Raw genomic sequence first — 17,671 nt, 5'->3', positions numbered from 1 at the left:
TCTCCGTGACGCAGCTCGAAAGGTTCGCAAGCGCCGGGCAGCGCGACGCGACCGCTACCGGCTCGGCCTCACGCATTACTGCTCACTCGCGACACGGTCGACCCAGCCGCGGTAGAACGCACGGTACTTGAGCACGAGCTTGTCGTACTTGCTGTACGCGCCGCCGCCGTCGGGCTTCATCCCGTTCCAGATTTTGACGTCGTACCCCGCTGCCTGTCTGGTCTGCAGCCCGAACAGCACGAAGTCGGTCGCACGGCGCAGGACGCCGCCCACCTTCTTGATCGAGATGAGCATGTGCATGATGTTCTTGCCGTCGCTCACCGGTGTCACACACTGGAGCAGTTTGTATTTGACGTCTGCGTCCAGGGCAACGGTCATCACGCACCCGCCGGGGTAGCCATCGAAGTGCAGGTTCATCTGCGACATGTTCAGGCCGAGCGCGCGCGACAGCATGCCGAGGGGGCCGAAGTAGCGGTTCACGTGGAAGTCGATCCCGGCACCGAACCACGCGCCCGCCCGGGCCAGCGACTCAACCTCCGGCCACCGGCTCCAGTCGTCGAAGAGCTTGAGCTCGAAGGCCGAGATCGGGAGCGCGTGCACGGGGGTTGCGTGCTGTGCGTCGTAGAAGTTCTCGACGATCCGCAAGACCGCCGTCGTCGTCTCGAACGCGAAGTGCAGGTGCATGAAGTCGCCGTTGTCGACGTCGGCTGCGGTGATTTCGGGCAGCGGGTGCAGCGGCTGCGGGGAGCCGTACCAGACCCACACGTAGCCGTATCGCTCGGTGGTGACCAACGTCGGCTGGCGCGCCGCGCGTGGCACCGGCTCCAGCTGGCGCACCACCTCGCTGTGGCCGGGGATGTGAACGCACTTGCCTTGCTCGTCGTAGCGCCAGTGGTGAAACGGGCACTGGATGCACCCGTCCTTGATCCGCCCGTCAGCCAGGTTCGCGCCCAGGTGCGAGCAGTGGCGGTCCATCACCACGGCCTGCCCCGTCGCTGCGCGCCACGCCACGTACGGACGGCCAAAGAGCGTCAACTCCTTCGGCTTGTCCCTGAGGTCGTTCGAGCGCATCGCGACGTACCAGCTCGCGGCCACGCGTGTGGTCGCGTCGTACGCCCCCGGGGGATGCTTCTTGACGTTCGCTTGATCCAATTGAATGTTGTTCATCGCGTGTGTGCCGTCCTTGGCCGACTACTTCTTCAGAGCCAAGCCGATGCGGGTGGTGATGTACGCCTTGAGCAGCGCGAACATCGGGTTGTAGTCGAAGTACTTCTTCACCTCTGCCGGCGCGCGGGTTTGCGTCCAGTACATCAGCTTCATCGCCGGTATCAGGCTGTACTTCGAGTTGTTGAGCTGCGGCTTGTCCCCGGTGATGCAGTACCCGAAGCCGAACATCGGCTTGGCGAAGTCTCGTTCGTCGATGAGGGCGTGAATCCGCAACGCGGCCTCCTCGGCCGACTTGTGCCCGGCGCTCACGGCCTCGACCTCGGCTTTGGCGTCGTTGAACAACTGGTAGTACTGCTCCATGTCCGCGCACAGGTACCCGAGGTACGGCGGGTCGTTGTCGAGGTGATCGAGGTCGCCCTCGTCGCGCGACGCGCGAAACCTCGCGTGGGCTTGCACCAGCCGGAACTGCCCGAGGATAGTGCCGACCGCCCACAGCCGGTGGAACGCGTCCCATAGGCGGAAGTTCGAGAACGCCGTGTAGCAGCAGCTGACGAAGTCGTCGTTGTGGTCCAAAAGCTTTTGCTGCAGGCGCTCGATGTACTCGAAGCGCTCGGGGGAGAAGTCGTCGTCGCGTAGCGCCTTGATGAGGCGCGCCGCGAGCGCGTGGATGGTCACCGCGGTGTTCTCGAGCCCCCGGGAGAAGAGCGGGTCGATGAACCCGTTCGCGTGCAGCATCAGGCAGTAGCGGTCGCCGACGCAGGCGTTCGACGAGAACTGCAGGCGGTCGGTCTTGACCCAGTCGCGCACCGGCACGGCGTCCCGGAACTGAGCGCCGATGCTCGGGAACCGCGCGAGGAACTCGTCGAATTCCTGCTGCGCGGGAATGTCGGTTTTCGGGTAGATACGCGGGTCGAGCTGCAGGCCGACGCTCACCAGGTTATTGGTCGAGCGCGGGTGGTTGTTGAACGGAATCACCCAGAGCCAGCCGCCGGTGAACATGTGGTGCAGGGTTCCTTCGTGCCAGCGCCAGCGCTGCCCCTTGACCTTGAAGATGTCGTCGAACGGCTTGACCCCGAGCATGTGCGTGTAGAGGCTGCGCGAGTGCGTCTTGAAGCGACACGGCTCTTCGCGGAGCCCGAACTTGGTCGCCAGCGGCGCGCCGGGTCCTCCGCAGTCGATCATGTACCGGCCGGTGAACCGCTCGCCCTCGGCGGTGGTCACCGCGACGCCGTCCTTGTCCGCGTGATATTCGGTCACGCTTGTCTTCTGGCGGACCGTGCAGCCATATTTGATGGCCGCTTGCAACAGATAGGCGTCGACGTCCTGCCGGTAATAATGGCTCTCCGGCCCCCACGGCAGCTCGGGAATGACGCACTGGGTGAACTCCTTCGGGTCGTGCTCCTGGCCAGGTTTGTGGAACACGAAGCCGAAGTTGCGCTTGATGCCCGTGCTCGACGAAACGTAACGCTGCGTCGAGTAGAACGAGGTGATGTGGCCGAGCTCCGGAATGTCGTAGCGATCAGCGATGATGCGGTTCATGAGAGACGTTTCGGGGATCGACGATTCGCCGATCGTGAACCGCGGGTGCGACGACTGCTCGATGATCAGCACGCGAAACTGTTGTTTGGCCAGGATGGCCCCCATCTGGGTACCGGACATGCCCGAACCGAGGATGATTACGTCGAAGTGGTTGCTATCGTGTCCGTTCGCGGGGCTCTTCTGAGTCATGGGGGCAAACTCTCCTTGTGAAATAACACTGGGTCGCGCGCATCAGGATTCATCGAGCGCGGCGCGGATGCGGGACCGCGCGGCACAGGTGAGCGTGAGTAGATCGCCGAGCATGCTGGGCGCGTAGCCCCCGCTGCCGGTTGTGGGGCCGCTGCGCCCGGCTTCGTATGCCCGCTCCGCCAATTTGAGGTGAGGCGCCCGGAAGCGCAGCAGGACCTTGAAGACCCGCTCGAGGGCCGTCAGCCCAGCCCGGACGTGCTCGCCCTGCGTACCCACCGCTCGCGCCTCGTCGAGCGCGCGGTCGATGAGCGCCGGCTCTGTGGCGAACCGAGCGTAGACCGCCCTGTACGCGGGAAGCACGTAGGGCAGGTACGTCTCTTTGAATTCTCGATAAGCTGGGTCGTCCGATTGCGAGCCCCACAGGACGTGCTCCAGCACGAAGAGGGGCATTTCTACGGCGCCGGGGCCGAGGTAGCTCTGGCCCCCGACTCGAATCGGTTCGTAGAAGGGGCGCAGCTCATCGTAGAAGACCTGGGGCGAGATGAAGCGGTACGCGTAGACGATCGATTCGACCATTTTCTGCAGGTAGGCTTCCAGCTCATCGCACCCTTGCGCGAACGCGGGCGAGCGCAGGGATACATCGGACAGCTCGACGGTCAACGCGATGGCCGCCTCGAGGGCCGCCATCGAGATGCGCACGCTCTCGAGCAGGTGCGCTTCGTCGGGCAGCCCGGTGTAGCTCCGCTGCGCATCGGCCGCCGCCGGGTTCCAGACCGTCACATGCAGGAGTGTCTCGCGCGGCGGCAAGTCGGTCACCCGTGCCAGGTCGAGCAGCACCCGTTCAAGCCCGGGCACCAGGTCCACGGGCTCATGTCCGTGCCGCTTGAGCGACCCCAGGAAGAAACCGATGTCCCGCATCGCGGCGGCGGCTTCGACGAAGCCCCAGCTGGAGGGCACGCCGCGCACCGGGAGGAATTCGCGCAGCAGGCCGACGATGCCGGGCACGTCCTTGTCACGGTTCAGGGCCGGCAGCTGCAGAACCAGCGCGCGTGCCTGTAGCGGATCGCAGGCCGCCACGGCAGCGTGTGTGGCCGCGAATGCGGATACCCGGTTCAAGGTGCGTTCCACTACTGGCGTTCCTGAGCCGCGAGCGTCGGCCCGTGCTGGTTGCGCGACAGCTGCGCGCCGTCACGCAGTGACCGCAGGTAGTCGTAGTTCGTCGGCAGGCTCGTGCGCAGGCGCTCGGCTTCGCGCCGGATGCTGGCGAACATCGCTTCGGCCTTCTGGATCGACTCCGGTCGGTGCTGCAGGAGCGGCAGCGACCGGTCGGGCAGCATGCCCAGGCCGGCAAAGATGCAGTAGTAGTTGCCGTTCAACCAGAAGTTCTTGAATTCGTAGTCGAAGGTCTCGTAGTACGTGGAATCGTCGAACGAGGTGGTGGTCAGTGGCAGCCCGGCCTTGTAGCGCTCAACCTTCTCCTGGATGGCGTCCGAGAGCCGCAGTTCGTGCCGGTTCGCGAGCCAGAACGGCGTGTCTTCGCGCGCCGTAGTGAAATAGTGCGCCTGGACGAAGTCTCGGCAGTCGTCGAACATGTAGACGATCTCGGCGTTGAATGCGTCGCGCAACCGCGGGTCGAACGAGGTGTCGGGGAAGTGCTTCACGAGTTGGTAAAGCGCCGCGTAGATGAAGTAGATTCCCGTCGATTCCAGGGGCTCCAGAAAGCACGACGACAGCCCGATCGAGACGCAGTTGTTGACCCACGCCCGCTTGTTGCGCCCGACCCGGAACTTGATCTGGTTGAGCTGCTGATTGTCCGAGAGGCCCCAGAGTTTGAGGAAGTCGGCGGTGGCCTGGTCGCGCGAGGTGAACTTGCTCGAGAAGACGTAGCCGCTGCCGAACCGGCCCAGCATCGGAATCTTCCAGGTCCATCCCGAGTTCATGGCAATCGCGGAGGTGTAAGGCTCGACCCCCTCGCGCGCGTCGTCGTTGGGCACGGCGCTGGCGACCGCGCTGTCGCACAGCAGGTAGTCGGACATGTCGATGAAGGGTTCCTTCAGGGCCTGATTGATCAGGAGCCCTCGCATGCCGGAGCAGTCGATGAACAGGTCCGCCTCCAGCGTCCGCCCTTCCTTGGTTAACAGGGTGGAGATGTAGCCGCGGTCGTTCAGTTGAACCTCCACGACCTCGTCGACCACGCGATTCACCCCGCGCTCGACGGCCCAGCGCTTCAAGAAGTCGGCCACCAGGTGCGCGTCGAAGTGCCACGCGTGGGACATCTGGCGGGTGCCGTCGGCCAGGCAGGGTGCCAGCTTGCCGTCGAGGGCCCCGGGCTGCGGATAGCACGCGTACGCCATCGGCTGCTGGAAGCCCTGTTCGTGCTTGCGCAGCCAGTAGTGGGTAAGCGGCACGCCGTCGCAGTTCGGCACGCTGCCGAACAAATGGTAGAAGTAATCTTCGCGCGATGGGTCGGGAGATTCTCTCCAGTTCACGAACTTGATCGCGGCCTTGAAGGCGCCGTTCACTTGGGGCATCCACTCCCGCTCCGGTATCCCGAGGAAGTCGAAGAACACCTTCTGCAAACTCGGGATGGTCGCCTCGCCCACGCCGATCCGGGGGATCGCCGCAGACTCGATGAGCGTGATGTTTACCTGCTGTTGGAGCGCCCGGACGAGGTACGAAGCGGCCATCCAGCCCGCGGTGCCGCCGCCCACGATGACGATATTCTTGATCGGCTTGTTCATAACACTCCCTGTTTCGAGGCGGGCTGTCTGTGAAGAGGAGAAGGCCGCGAGTCCCTGTGCATCCGTGCAAGAGGCACATCAATGTGCTTGTCGGATCAGACTCTAGCCTGCCGGAAAAGCGATGCACCTTCCGTTTCCGAATTAGCATTCAAAAAAGCAAAGGCATTTGGTCTAAAGGAAAATATTGCGTAGGTTTTTTGCGCCTGATCAGTCGGCCGCTGAGGGGGGGGCTGAAGTTTGGGCATGCCTTCATCCGCCGCCGATCTTGAGAGAGGCGAGCCGCTCAAAAATGATCGGATCACTGACAGAGCCTGACGGCTTCCTTGTCCCGCTTGTGCTTACGGCCAATCCGTTGGCGTGCAGTCGAAACGTCTTGATGGATGAGAAGCGAGGCCTGGGGATGTGGTTTTCCCAACGCCACCCTCGTTGGATGCTACTGCCACCCTTTTCCTGGACACAGGCCTCTAATGTGGGTCCATTAGAGGCTGCGATGACATGCCCGGGGGTAGAGCCTTTCTAGGTGATCTTGAACCAACTGTCCTTGAGCCAATTGGTCCTGGCCAGTTCGATCACCTCGTCGCCACGCCCGCTCATCACCGCCTTGAGCATGTACAGGCTGAAGCCCTTGGCCTGTTCCAGCTTGATGGCCGGCGGCATGGCCAGCTCCTGGGTGGCGGTGACCACGTCCACCAGCACCGGGCCGTCATGGGCCAGGGCGGTGCGCAGGGCGCCTTCCAGTTCTTCGGAGTTTTCCACCCGCAGGCCGAGAATGCCCATGGCGTTGGCCATGGCGGCAAAGTCCGGGTTGTGCAGGTCGGTGCCGGTGTCCAGGTAGCCGGCGGATTTCATTTCCATGGCGACAAAACCCAGGGAGGCGTTGTCGTAGACCACGATCTTCACCGGCAGCTTGAGCTGGGCCAGGGAGATGAAGTCGCCCATCAGCATGCTGAAGCCGCCATCGCCGGACAGTGAGATCACCTGGCGCTGGGGGAAGGCGGCCTGGGCGCCCATGGCCTGGGGCATGGCGTTGGCCATGGAGCCGTGGTTGAAAGAGCCCAGCAGGCGCCGCTGGCCGTTCATTTTCAGGTAGCGCGCGGCCCACACCGTGGGGGTGCCGACGTCGGCAGTGAAAATGGCGTCTTCGTCTGCCAGTTCGCTGAGCAGCCGGGTCAGGTACTGCGGGTGGATCGGCCGGCCAGCGGGCGAGGGCTGGGCCAGGTCGTCCAGGCCCTGGCGCGCCTTGGCGTAGTGCTTGAGGGATTCTTCGAGAAAGCGGCGGTCGCCCTTATAGGGCAGGCGCGGCAGCAGTGCGGCGAGGGTTTCGCCGACGTCGGCGGCGATCCCCAGGTCCAGTGGCACTCGCCGGCCCAGTGCCTGGGGGTTGCGGTCGATCTGTATGACGCAGGCGTCGCTGGGGTAGAACTGGCGATAGGGAAAGTCGGTGCCGAGCATCACCAGGGTGTCGCAGTTGAGCATGGCGTGGTAGCCGGAGCTGAAGCCGATCAGGCCGGTCATGCCGACGTCGAAGGGGTTGTCCCATTCCACATGCTCTTTGCCGCGCAAGGCATGCACCACCGGTGCGCCGAGGGCGTCGGCCAGGGCCACCACCTGATCGTGGGCGCCGGCGCAGCCACTCCCGCAGAGCAGGGTCACGGCCTTGCTCTGGCTCAGCAGTTCCACCAGCTTGTCCAGGTCGTGGGGGGCGGGCAGGGTGCGCGGTGCGTGCAGGGCCGGCCATGGCTTGCTGGCGGCGGGCACCTGTTGCAGGGCCACGTCGCCGGGGATCACCACCACCGCCACGCCGCGGTTGAGGATCGCGCTGCGCATGGCCCGGTGCAGCACCTCGGGCATCTGCGCCGGGTTGCTCACCAGTTCGACGAAGTGGCTGCACTCCTTGAACAGCTCCTGAGGGTGGGTTTCCTGAAAATAGTCGAGGCCGATCTCCGAGGAGGGGATCTGTGCGGCGATGGCCAGTACCGGCACATGGTTGCGGTGACAGTCGAACAGGCCATTGATCAGGTGCAGGTTGCCCGGCCCGCAGCTGCCGGCGCAGACCGCCAGTTGCCCGGTGGTGGCGGCTTCGGCGCCGGCGGCAAAGGCGGCCACCTCTTCGTGGCGCACATGCATCCATTCGATGGTCTGCATGCTGTGCAGAGCGTCGGTGAGGCCGTTGAGGCTGTCGCCGGTCAGTCCCCAGATACGCTTGACCCCGGCCTGTTCAAGGGTGGTTGCCAGTTGCTGGGCGATGGTGATGTTCGCCATGAAGAGCTCCTGCGGTCCGCTTAAGAAGTCGTGCAATCAAAAGAGGACAACAGGCGAGGGCGGATGATTCCGTGAAATCTTGCAGGCCCTGCCGTGGTGTGGCGACAGAGGCTGGTGTTCAGGCGAAGCGTGCCGGTCGGCAGGCGGCCAGTTCGGCGCAGGTTTGCCCGTGCAGCAGTTCCTGGCTGATCAGGCGTGCCACCGTGGGGGCCAGGGTCACGCCGGCGTGCATCACCGCCAGGTACAGGCCCTGGTAGCGGGTGCTGGGGCCGATGATCGGCAGTTGGTCCCCGGGCATCGGCCGCTGGCCGACTTCCACGCTGCGCAAGGTGATGGCCTGGGCGCCACGGAACAGCTGGCGGATGCTGGCCAGGGCCTGTTGCGCGATGGCCTCGGGCCCCAGTGGACCCTGGGCATCGATATAGTCCTCGGCCAGCAGCAGGCTGCCGTCCGCCGCTTCGCGGATTTCCAGCTGGCTGTTGGAGACCAGGGTCTTGACCAGTCCCGGTGGCGCATTGATGCGGATCAGGATCGACGGCGAGGCCTGCACCGGCAACTGAATACCCAGGGGCGCGAGCAGGGCCGGGGTGGCGCAGCCGCTGGCGAGCAGCACCTGGTCGGCACGGTGGAGCCCGGCGGCGGTGTTTACCCCGAGTACCCGCTGGCCTTCGACCCGCAAGCCAAGTACCTGGGTCTGGTCGAACACCCGGGCGCCGTGGGTGCAGGCCGCATCGAGCAGGGTGCGGGTGGCGGCCACCGGGTCCAGGCTGCCTTCGCCGGATGCATAGCGGGCACGCTCCGGCAGCACTTGCAGGTGGGGTTCCAGTTGGGCAACCCCGGCCCGGTCCAGCCACTGGGACGAGGCCTTGGCGGTTGGCTCGTCGGTATCTGGCGCTTGCTGGTCGGCCGCGCCGTAGGTCAGCGCGCCGGACCAGCGGATCTGCAAGGCCGGCAGTTCGTGCTGCAGGCGGCGGTAGTCTGCCAGCGCCTGGGCCCGCAGGGCGCGGGCGGCTGCCGGGAACTCGCCGTGGGGGTTGATCCAGGCAAAGGAGTGGCGGGTGACGCCCGAGCCCGGGCTGTCCTGTTCCAGCACGGTCACCTGCGCGCCCTGGCGGGCCAGGTGGTAGGCAATGGCGGCGCCGACAATCCCGGCGCCCACCACGATCACGCTTGAAGGCTTCACGCTCACCTCGTTATCCATTCAATGGGGCGTTGCGAAGGGCGCACCTTAACCGTGGCGGATTGCCCCAGCAATTGAACGAGTGTTGTGAAATTGCAAGCGGGCGGGCCAGGACCGCTGCCGCAGGCGCGGCAGCGGTTTGTGCAGTGCCTGGGCTATTGCAGCTTCAGCGTCAACCCCGATGCCTGGGGCAGTGGATTGCACATCAGCCGGCCCACCACCAGGGCGCCGAGCAGGGCGAGCATCCCGGCCACCGTCAGCACCAGGCCGAAACCACCGACAAAGGCCTGCCGGGCCAGGGGCTCGACCAGGGCCCGGGCATCGGGCGGCAAGCCGGCCATCGCGCCCTGCATGTCCCCGGCCACCACCCGTGAGGCAATCTCCGGTGCCTGCTCCAGCCAGTGCCCGGGCACGGCGTGCAAGCTGCCCTGCATGAGCTGCTGGGTATGGCTGGCCAGCAGCGCACCGAACACCCCGATGGCCAGCATGATGGCGCTAAAGCGCATGGTGGTGCTCATGCCCGAGGCCATGCCGGTGCGTTCCCGCGGCACGCAGGCCATGATGTTTTTCTGCGTGTCGCCATTGAGCAAGCCGGCCCCGGCGCCGGTCACGGCGATTGCCAGGGCGAAGTTCAGGTAGCCCCCGGCATGCACGGCCCAGGCGCTGAGCAGGTTGCCGCAGCCCACCAGGGTCAGCCCTGCGGCCATCAGCGTGGCCGGCGCATAGCGCCCGGCCAGGCGTGCGCCGATCCGCGGGCAGATGAGCATGGTCAGGGCGAAGGGCAGCATGCCCAGGCCCGAGGCGATGGCCGAGAAGCCCAGGCCGTTCTGCAGGTAGAAGGGCAGCAGCGTCATCATCACTTGGGCACAGCCGGCGTAGGCGAACATGCCCAGCAGGGCGCCGATGAAGCGCGGGTGGCGGAACAGTTGCAGGTCCACCATGGGCCGGCTTTGCAGACGCTCGATCAGCACGAACAGCCCCAGCAGCGCCACGCCTGCCAGCAGGCGGGTGGTGGTGGCCGGGTGGCTCCAGCCGATGCGGTTGGCCTCGATCAGGCCCCAGATCAGGCACAGCAGGCTGGCGCTGAAGGCCAGGCTGCCCCAGGGGTCGAGGCGCGCCGCCTGGGTATCGCGGGATTCCGGCACGTTGCGCAGCACACTCCACAGCAGCAGCGCACCCACCGGCAGGTTGAAGTAGAAGATCCAGCGCCAGCCGAAGTACTCGGTGATCAGCCCGCCGACCGTGGGCGCGGCAGTCATGGCCATGCCCATGCAGGCACCCCAGAAGGCCCAGGCCTTGGCCCGTTCCACTTCGTCGTGGAAGGTATGGCCGATGGAGGCCAGGGCCGAGGTCAGCAGCAGCGCCGCGCCCACCCCCTTGAGCGCCCGGGCGATGTCCAGCAGCAGGGCGTTGGGCGCCGCGCCGCAGCCCAGGGAGGCGAGGATGAACAGGCCCAGGCCGCAGAGCAGGGTGCGCTTGCGGCCGAAGCGGTCGGCCAGGCTGCCGGCGGGCAGCAGCAGGGCGGCGAAGGCCAGCATGTAGGCGCTGACCACCCACTCGATATCGGCGAAGTTGGCCCCCAGGTCACGGGCGATGCTCGGCAGCGCCACGGCGACGATGTTGGTGTCCAGAACGATCAGCGAACAGACCCCGGAGGCGGTGAGCAGGGTCAGGCGCGGGTTGACGGAGCGGTTCATTGCGTGGCCTGCCGACTGAGGGTGGCGAGGGCGGCCAGGGCGATTTCATCGTCGTGGGCCGGGGTGTCGGCACTGACCCCGATGGCGCCGATCACCTGGCCGTCGACGATGATCGGCTGGGCGCCTTTCATCATCACCAGGCCGGCGCTGAGGGCGGCGGGGCGGCCGCCATTGACGGCGTTTTCCAGATCCCCGGAAGGCCGCTTGAACAGCGCCGAGGTGCGTGCCTTGCCCTGGGCCAGCTCGACTCCGGCCACCACTGGGGCGCCGTCCATGCGCGCGCCCAGTATCGGCCAGCCGCCGTCGTCGACGATTGCCACGGCGCAGGGCCAGCCCTTGGCCTGGGCGGTTTGCTGGGCGGCCCTGAGCAGGCGCTGGGCGTTGTCCAGGGTAAGGATTGCCTTGTGGGCAATGACGGGTTGGCTGTCCTCGGCTGCCGCGGTCTGCAGCACGCAGCAGGTGATCATTACCAGAAACAGGGGTTTGACGCGCATGGCAGAGGCTCTCTACTGTGAATGTTCGCTCAGCTTATCCCGGCCTTTCGCGGTCTTTGTTAGCTGCTGGCGACCAGTTCATTACCTTTGAGCTAATACCCATCATGGAAATTCGTCACTTTCGCTACTTCCTGGCGGTGGCCCGGCAGCGCAATTTCACCCGCGCCGCCGAGCAATTGGGGATTGCCCCGCCCACCCTGAGCCGGCAGATCCAGGACATGGAGAACACCCTTGGCACCCGGCTGTTCCTGCGCCAGCAACGCGAGGTCAGCCTGACCGAGGCCGGCGCCACCCTGCTGCTGGAAGCCGAGGCCACGGTGCGCCAGTTCGAGTTTGCCCAGCGCAATGCCCAGCGTGCCGGGCGCGGCGAGATCGGCCATATCGAACTGGGCTATGTGGCCTCGGCGGTGTATTGCGGGCTGTTGCAGAAACAGGTGCAGGGCTTTGGCCGCGACTGCCCGGACGTCAGCCTCAACGTGCGGGAGTGCCCGATGGCGACGCTGCCGGCGCGGATTGCCGATGGTCGCCTGGACGTGGGCTACATTCGCTCGCCCATGACATTGCCGGAAGGGGTCGAGGCCATTCGCCTGGACGCCGAGGGCTTTGTCCTGGCGCTGTCCGACGAATCCTGGCTGTGCCGCCTGCCGCAGATCGCCTCCGAACACCTGCTCAATGAAACCTTCATTCTTCCGGAGCAGATCAGCGGCACCTTGCAGGTGGCGGCCCAGGGTGCCTACGCCCCCAAGCTGGGGCCCCAGCCCGGCGGCCTGGTGGCGGTACTGGCCCTGGTGTCCCTGGGGCAGGGCGTGGCAGTGGTGCCGGAGTCGGTGGTGGGCCACATCAGCCTGCCCCATGTGCTGTACCGGCCGATTGGCGGCAGCTCGGCGACGTCCTGGCTGTCGCTGATCCACCGGCGTTTCGAGCAGGCACCGGCGGTGGTGCGCTACATCGAGCAGGTACGGCGCGAGTACCGCGGCAAAGCCTGATGGGGCATGTTCAAGCGACGGCCCGGGTCGCATAATCCCCGGGCCATTCCTTTCGCTTCAGGAGCCGCGTCTTCGATGATCGACCACCTTGACCACCTGGTACTGACCACCATCGACCCGATTGCCGCCGAGGATTTCTACGTCCGCGTGCTGGGCATGCAACTGGAAACCTTTGCCGGCGGGCGCAAGGCCTTCAAGTACGGCAACCAGAAGATCAACCTGCATGTGCGCGGCCAGGAGTTCGAACCCAAGGCCCACCTGCCGGTGCCGGGGGCGCTGGATTTGTGCTTCATCGCCAGCGTGCCCCTGGACCAGGTGATTGCCCATCTGCAACAGGCCAACTGGCCGATCATCGAAGGGCCGGTGCCGCGCACCGGCGCCACCGGCCCGATCCGTTCGGTGTACCTGCGGGACCCGGACCTGAACCTGATCGAGATTTCCGAGCAGTTGTAGCGGTGCCGGCCTGCGTCAGAGACGCGGGCCGGATAAAATCTTGTAATGATTTCCCGCTGGGGAATCGCCTTGCCCTCCCTGTAATCTCCAAGTCCGTTTTTTCCTTCAGGACTTGCATGAACACGCTCTCGGAGCCCCCCAGTCGGCGCTCTTTCCTCGCTTTGCCCCATGACTTCTCGCGCCATCCGGCGGCCCTGAGCCCCAGACGCTCAGGCAGCCATTCTCCCGGTTGCACTTGCCTGGCACTTGCCACTTCCTGCCTTTATCCGCCCGTACCCGAGGTTTTGCAGCCCCTGCACCTTGGCGCTGCGTCGCGCCTGGCCGTTTGAATTTTCCGGAGCACTTGAGTCGTCGTTATGGAATGGATCGCAGACCCCACGGCCTGGCTTGGCCTTTTGACCCTGATCGTCCTGGAGCTGGTGCTGGGCATCGACAACCTGGTGTTTATCGCCATCCTCGCGGACAAGCTGCCGCCCGAGCAGCGCGACCGTGCGCGGATCATCGGCCTGTCCCTGGCGTTGTTGATGCGCCTGGGCCTGCTGGCCAGCATCTCGTGGATGGTGACCCTGACCCAGCCGCTGTTCGAGGTCTTCGAGCACAGCTTCTCGGGGCGTGACCTGATCATGCTGTTCGGTGGTGTGTTCCTGCTGTTCAAGGCCACCATGGAGTTGCATGAACGCCTGGAGGGCCATGTCAGCCAGCGCGCCGGCAGTACCACTTACGCCTTGTTCTGGCCGATCGTGGCGCAGATCGTGGTGCTCGATGCGGTGTTCTCCCTGGACGCGGTGATCACCGCGGTGGGCATGGTCGAGCACCTGTCGGTGATGATGATCGCGGTGGTGGTGTCCATCGGCGTGATGATCGTCGCCAGCAAGCCGCTGACTCGTTTCGTCAACGCGCACCCGACGGTGATCATGCTGTGCCTGGGCTTCTTGATGATGATCGGCTTCAGCCTGACCGCCGAAGGCTTGGGTTTCCATATTCCCAAGGGTTACCTGTATGCGGCCATCGGCTTCTCGATCCTGATCGAGGTGTTCAACCAGATCGCCCGGGCCCGGCGCAAGAAATCCATGCAGGGCCTGCGGCCGATGCGCGAGCGCACGGCCTATGCGGTGATGCGCCTGCTGGGTGGGCGCAGGCTGGCGGCGGAAGAAGTGGGCGAGGAAATTGCCGACTTGCTGGAAACTGATGAGGCCCCCAGCAGCGAGCTGTTCGACCGCCGTGAGCGGGTGATGATCAGTGGTGTGCTGCAATTGGCGGAGCGGCCGATCCGCAGCCTGATGACGGTGCGTGCCGAGGTCGACTGCATCGACCTTACGGACAGCCCGGAGAGTATTCGTACCAAGCTGATGCATTCTTCGTACTCGCGCCTGCCGCTGATTCGCGATGGCGCGGTGGATGAGCCTTTGGGCTTCGTGCACAAAAAGGAACTGCTCAAGGAGTACCTGGCGGGCAGCGAGCCGAACCTTGAGCATCTGGCGCGCAAGACCATCAACCTGCTGGACAGCTTTTCGATCCTCAACGCCCTGGAACAGATGCGCCAGGCGTCCACTCACATTGCCTTTGTGATCAACGAATTCGGTGACTTCATGGGCATCCTGACCATGACCGACATTCTCGAATCCATTGCCGGCGAGCTGCCGGATGCCAGCGAGATCGAAGGCCCGGATGTGATCGAAGAAGAGGGCGGGTTCCTGGTCAATGGTGCGCTGAACCTGCCTCAGGTACGCCAGCGGACCGGCTTCGGCGCTGAACCCACCGAGGACTACCAGACCCTGGCCGGTCTGGTGATGAGCCTGCTGGACCGCCTGCCGGTCAAGGGCGATAGGGTGGAGTGGGCGGGCTGGAGCCTGCAGGTCAGGGCAGTGGAAGAGCGCCGGGTAACCCAGGTGCTGCTGTCGCGCAGGAGCGTGGACTGACACTGGGGCCTCTTCGCTGGCAAGCCAGCTCCTACGCGGGTGGTGCGGGCCTGGCGGCTGGATGGAAGGTGTAGCGATCCTTGCCGCCGTGCTTGGATTCGTACAGCGCCTGGTCGGCCTTGATCAGGGCCTGGTTCAGGGTTTCGCCAGGCTCGACCCGGGCCAGGCCCATGCTGATGGTCACTGGGTGCCGGGTCGGCTGGTCGCGCACCACCTGGCACAGCCGCGCGGCCAGCGCCTCCACATCCGCGCGGGGCACGTCGGCCAGGTAGATGGCGAACTCCTCGCCGCCCAGGCGGGCATAGTCGAAATCCCTCATCACTCCCTTGATATCGGCGGCGATGCGCTTGAGCACTTCGTCGCCGATGTCATGCCCGTGCACATCGTTGACCTTCTTGAAGTTGTCGATGTCGACCATCGCCAGGTAATGGTCGTGCTCCCGGGGCAGAGCCTGCAGGCGCTGGCCGGCGCGGGCCATGAACGAGCGGCGGTTGGGGATCTCGGTGAGGGTGTCGAGGTAGGCCTGGTCCAGCAGCAACTTGGACATGATGTAGTTGTGCAGCCGGGCCTGGCGCAGGGTGATGAAGCTGTAGAGGGTCAATGCGCTGAGAAACAGCGCGTACACCAGCACCAGCAGCCCCTTGAGTTCCTGCAGGGTGGTGCTGGTGCGCCAGAACGGATTGAGCACCAGCCAGGTGATGAAGATGGCGCTGACGAACGACCAGCGTCGCAGAGGCATCACCGAGGCGCCGTAGAGCATGCTCGACGCCCCGAGAATCAGCCAGACCGGGCGCTGGTCGATGGGCAGCCCCTCGATCACCAGGCGCACGCCGATGGTGATGGTCAGCACGAACAGCAGGTTGACCCACTGGAAGTGCCGGTCCTGGCGGGTGAAGCCGAGGATGATGGTGGTGAAGGACAGAATGCTCAGAAAGACCATCGAATAGGCGGTGAAGCCCTGCTGCCCGGGAAAGCTGACGATCAGGTCGAAGATCAGCCAGATCAGGATGCTGGCGGTGTAGATCAGGACGCAGAAGCTGCGCAGGCGTTCGAAATCATGTTGCGCGAATTCAAGCTTCAAGGCCGCCGGAGCGGCCTGTTTGAGCACTTGTTCTTCAAGGGTTCTGAACATCGCGGGCCTTGGATGTGAGCTGATGATCCAGCAGCGGCTTGCCCCAGGGGCGATAGCGCAGGGAGAACACCGCGCCGGGGTTGGAGGGGGCGCGACGATCCGCTGCTTGAAAGTGTAGGTCGTCCAGTTCAATCGGCAGGTACCTGCCAGTGACCGGTAGCTTCCAGTTCTCGCACAGAGTGTGGAGCCATATGGCCAACTGGACGTTTTGCGACTGCGGGCTGCGGAGGCTGCCCGGGCTCATGCCGGAGTACGGGGGGCTTGGGCCTCCAGCCAGGTGCACAGGCGGCGGGCGATGTGTTCGCTGGCGCGGCCGTCACCGTAGGGGCTGTACACGCGGCTCATGCGGGCATGCAGCTGTGCATCGTCCAGCAGTTCGCTGGCGTGGTGCACGATGCGCTCGCGATCGGCGCCCACCAGCAGCACGGTGCCGCCTTCCAGCACCGACGGCCGTTCGGTGACCTCGCGCAGTACCAGCAAGGGCTTGCCGATGGCCGGGGCCTCTTCCTGGACACCGCCGGAGTCGCTGAGGATGAAGTGCGAACGTCCCATCAGCCAGACAAAATGCTGATAGTCCTGGGGCGCTACCAGGTAGATGTTCGGCTTGTTCGAGAGCAGGCCGTACACCGCGTTCTGCACCTGGGGGTTGAGGTGTACCGGGTACACGAACTGCACGTCCGGGTAGCGCTCGGCCAGGGTTGCCAGGGCTTCGCAGATATCGCGGAAACCGTCACCGAAGTTCTCCCGGCGGTGGCCGGTGATCAGCACCATGCGCCGGCTGTCGTCGAGCACCGCCAGGGGCGAGTTGGCCGCGGGGCGCCAGTGGGTGTGCTTCTGCCGGTTGCGCATCCACAGTAGCGCGTCGATCACCGTGTTGCCGGTGACCTCGATGTTTTCAGCGGGCACGTTTTCCCGCAGCAGGTTGGTTGCGGACCTGGCGGTCGGGGTGAAGTGCAGGTCGGCGATGACCCCGGTCAGGCGCCGGTTGGCTTCTTCGGGCCAGGGTGCCTGGAGGTTGCCAGTGCGCAGGCCGGCCTCGACGTGGCCAATGGGCAACTGCCGGTTGAAGGCGGCGAGGGCGGCGATAAAACTGGTGGTGGTGTCGCCATGGACCAGCACGATGTCCGGTTTCAGGCGCTCGTAGCTGGTGTCCAGGTGGATCAGCAGTTGCTGCGACAAGCCGTTGAGGGTCTGGCCCTGGGTCATCACTTGCAGGTCCACATCGACCTCGAGCTCAAAGGCGTCGAGTACCTGTTTGAGCATTTCCCGGTGCTGGCCGGTGGAACAGATGTGCAGCTCGATACCTGGCCAGTGCCTTAGAACCCGAGCCAGTGGTGCCATCTTGATCGCCTCAGGACGTGTACCGAAAACCATCATGACCTTGAACAACATGGACCCCTCCCTGGGATTGTGAAAACCGGACCTGGCGTTGAGATCAAAGCAGTGAGAATCACTCTTGTCCAACCAGGAGTGCAGGCGCTGATAGCGCTCAGGTTCGCGGTTTAGCGGGAAAAGGGGGCTTGTATTGATTCCGGAGGCAGCAGGTTTCTCGGCGGAAAGAAAACACTGGGCGCAATGCAAGATGATGTTGCGCAGTTCGGCTGCCCGTTAAGAAGAATCAGGCTGATTTAAGCCATTAAATTGACGCCGGTACCATTTGTCGGGAGGCTTTTAATCAGGCTTAGAGTCTCGTGTCAAAATGACGTCGCGCGCTGCTAGAATGCGCGCCATGACTCACCCCGAGAGTGAGTGTGTTGATGACTGCCTGGTTCGTGGAGTGATGCTGTGGGTCGTGCTTTAGCGGTGTATGTAGTGGGGATGGCCCTGGTGCTGGCGTGTTTTGCCTGGGCAATGGTGACGCTCTACAGCTGAGCGCCGGCGGCGCTCGAGCTTTCCCGGGCAGTGTTCATCG

13 protein-coding genes are annotated in these 17,671 nt (G+C 64.8%); 3 read left to right on the top strand and 10 right to left on the bottom strand.

The window, feature by feature from the left end; genetic code table 11:
- Positions 1–75: 75 nt before the first annotated feature.
- The 8 genes from ABCR88_RS20060 to ABCR88_RS20025 all read right to left on the bottom strand — a co-directional run bounded on the left by ABCR88_RS20060 (position 76) and on the right by ABCR88_RS20025 (position 11,269).
- The gene (locus tag ABCR88_RS20060) at positions 76–1,167 is read right to left on the bottom strand and encodes a Rieske 2Fe-2S domain-containing protein (RefSeq protein WP_065364323.1); all 1,092 of its coding nucleotides are present in this window, start codon (positions 1,165–1,167) and stop codon (positions 76–78) included.
- Positions 1,168–1,191: 24 nt separating this feature from the next.
- Entirely contained in the window at positions 1,192–2,895 is a 1,704-nt protein-coding gene (locus tag ABCR88_RS20055; protein WP_350403230.1) for a tryptophan 7-halogenase, read from the bottom strand.
- Positions 2,896–2,937: 42 nt separating this feature from the next.
- Entirely contained in the window at positions 2,938–4,023 is a 1,086-nt protein-coding gene (locus tag ABCR88_RS20050; protein ID WP_053159249.1) for a monodechloroaminopyrrolnitrin synthase PrnB family protein, read from the bottom strand.
- A complete protein-coding gene (locus ABCR88_RS20045) occupies positions 4,023–5,636 on the bottom strand; it encodes a tryptophan halogenase family protein (protein ID WP_350403227.1) in 1,614 nt (537 codons plus the stop codon). The genes ABCR88_RS20050 and ABCR88_RS20045 overlap by 1 nt, the downstream gene beginning before the upstream one ends.
- A 516-nt stretch (positions 5,637–6,152) precedes the next feature.
- Positions 6,153–7,898, bottom strand: coding sequence for a ubiquinone-dependent pyruvate dehydrogenase (poxB, locus tag ABCR88_RS20040; protein ID WP_011061880.1), 1,746 nt, complete (start codon positions 7,896–7,898; stop codon positions 6,153–6,155).
- 118 nt (positions 7,899–8,016) lie between these two features.
- A complete protein-coding gene (locus ABCR88_RS20035) occupies positions 8,017–9,081 on the bottom strand; it encodes an FAD-dependent oxidoreductase (RefSeq protein WP_325984875.1) in 1,065 nt (354 codons plus the stop codon).
- Positions 9,082–9,233: 152 nt separating this feature from the next.
- Positions 9,234–10,775 carry an MFS transporter gene (locus ABCR88_RS20030; RefSeq protein WP_350403225.1) on the bottom strand — a complete coding sequence of 514 codons (1,542 nt, stop codon included), beginning with the start codon at positions 10,773–10,775 and terminating at the stop codon, positions 9,234–9,236.
- Entirely contained in the window at positions 10,772–11,269 is a 498-nt protein-coding gene (locus ABCR88_RS20025; protein WP_041118830.1) for a heme-binding protein, read from the bottom strand. Before ABCR88_RS20025 ends, ABCR88_RS20030 begins: the two co-directional genes overlap by 4 nt.
- 104 nt (positions 11,270–11,373) lie before the next feature.
- On the opposite strand from ABCR88_RS20025, the gene ABCR88_RS20020 reads away from it, so the two are divergent.
- From ABCR88_RS20020 to ABCR88_RS20010, 3 genes are all read left to right on the top strand, one after another.
- Positions 11,374–12,255: a LysR family transcriptional regulator gene (locus tag ABCR88_RS20020; RefSeq protein WP_011061876.1), complete on the top strand. Its 882-nt coding sequence runs from the start codon at positions 11,374–11,376 to the stop codon at positions 12,253–12,255.
- A gap of 75 nt (positions 12,256–12,330) precedes the next feature.
- Positions 12,331–12,708 (top strand): VOC family protein, encoded by a 378-nt coding sequence (locus ABCR88_RS20015; RefSeq protein ID WP_041118828.1) that lies wholly within the window; start codon positions 12,331–12,333, stop codon positions 12,706–12,708.
- Positions 12,709–13,064: 356 nt separating this feature from the next.
- Positions 13,065–14,627, top strand: coding sequence for a TerC family protein (locus ABCR88_RS20010; RefSeq protein WP_011061874.1), 1,563 nt, complete (start codon positions 13,065–13,067; stop codon positions 14,625–14,627).
- A gap of 31 nt (positions 14,628–14,658) precedes the next feature.
- Here the strand turns inward: ABCR88_RS20010 and ABCR88_RS20005 are convergent, their stop codons facing one another.
- Positions 14,659–15,759, bottom strand: a complete 1,101-nt coding sequence (locus ABCR88_RS20005) for a GGDEF domain-containing protein (protein ID WP_103290030.1) — start codon at positions 15,757–15,759, stop codon at positions 14,659–14,661.
- Between the two features lie 240 nt (positions 15,760–15,999).
- Positions 16,000–17,151 carry a UDP-N-acetylglucosamine 2-epimerase (non-hydrolyzing) gene (gene wecB, locus ABCR88_RS20000; protein WP_350403221.1) on the bottom strand — a complete coding sequence of 384 codons (1,152 nt, stop codon included), beginning with the start codon at positions 17,149–17,151 and terminating at the stop codon, positions 16,000–16,002.
- Between the last annotated feature and the right edge of the window lie 520 nt (positions 17,152–17,671).

It is taken from the genome of Pseudomonas sp. W17 (assembly GCF_040268305.1).
Classification (GTDB): Bacteria; Pseudomonadota; Gammaproteobacteria; order Pseudomonadales; family Pseudomonadaceae; genus Aquipseudomonas; species Aquipseudomonas protegens.
Note: the sequence above shows the minus strand (reverse complement) of the source record. Positions and strands in the feature narration are given on the sequence as shown.

What these genes read in the sequence shown, in the direction of transcription:
- ABCR88_RS20060 (WP_065364323.1), bottom strand. Translation starts at nt 1,167, where the DNA reads ATGAACAACATTCAATTGGATCAAGCGAACGTCAAGAAGCATCCCCCG.
- ABCR88_RS20055 (WP_350403230.1), bottom strand. Translation starts at nt 2,895, where the DNA reads ATGACTCAGAAGAGCCCCGCGAACGGACACGATAGCAACCACTTCGAC.
- ABCR88_RS20045 (WP_350403227.1), bottom strand. Translation starts at nt 5,636, where the DNA reads ATGAACAAGCCGATCAAGAATATCGTCATCGTGGGCGGCGGCACCGCG.
- poxB (WP_011061880.1), bottom strand. Translation starts at nt 7,898, where the DNA reads ATGGCGAACATCACCATCGCCCAGCAACTGGCAACCACCCTTGAACAG.
- ABCR88_RS20030 (WP_350403225.1), bottom strand. Translation starts at nt 10,775, where the DNA reads ATGAACCGCTCCGTCAACCCGCGCCTGACCCTGCTCACCGCCTCCGGG.
- ABCR88_RS20025 (WP_041118830.1), bottom strand. Translation starts at nt 11,269, where the DNA reads ATGCGCGTCAAACCCCTGTTTCTGGTAATGATCACCTGCTGCGTGCTG.
- ABCR88_RS20020 (WP_011061876.1), top strand. Translation starts at nt 11,374, where the DNA reads ATGGAAATTCGTCACTTTCGCTACTTCCTGGCGGTGGCCCGGCAGCGC.
- ABCR88_RS20015 (WP_041118828.1), top strand. Translation starts at nt 12,331, where the DNA reads ATGATCGACCACCTTGACCACCTGGTACTGACCACCATCGACCCGATT.
- ABCR88_RS20010 (WP_011061874.1), top strand. Translation starts at nt 13,065, where the DNA reads ATGGAATGGATCGCAGACCCCACGGCCTGGCTTGGCCTTTTGACCCTG.
- ABCR88_RS20005 (WP_103290030.1), bottom strand. Translation starts at nt 15,759, where the DNA reads ATGTTCAGAACCCTTGAAGAACAAGTGCTCAAACAGGCCGCTCCGGCG.
- wecB (WP_350403221.1), bottom strand. Translation starts at nt 17,151, where the DNA reads ATGTTGTTCAAGGTCATGATGGTTTTCGGTACACGTCCTGAGGCGATC.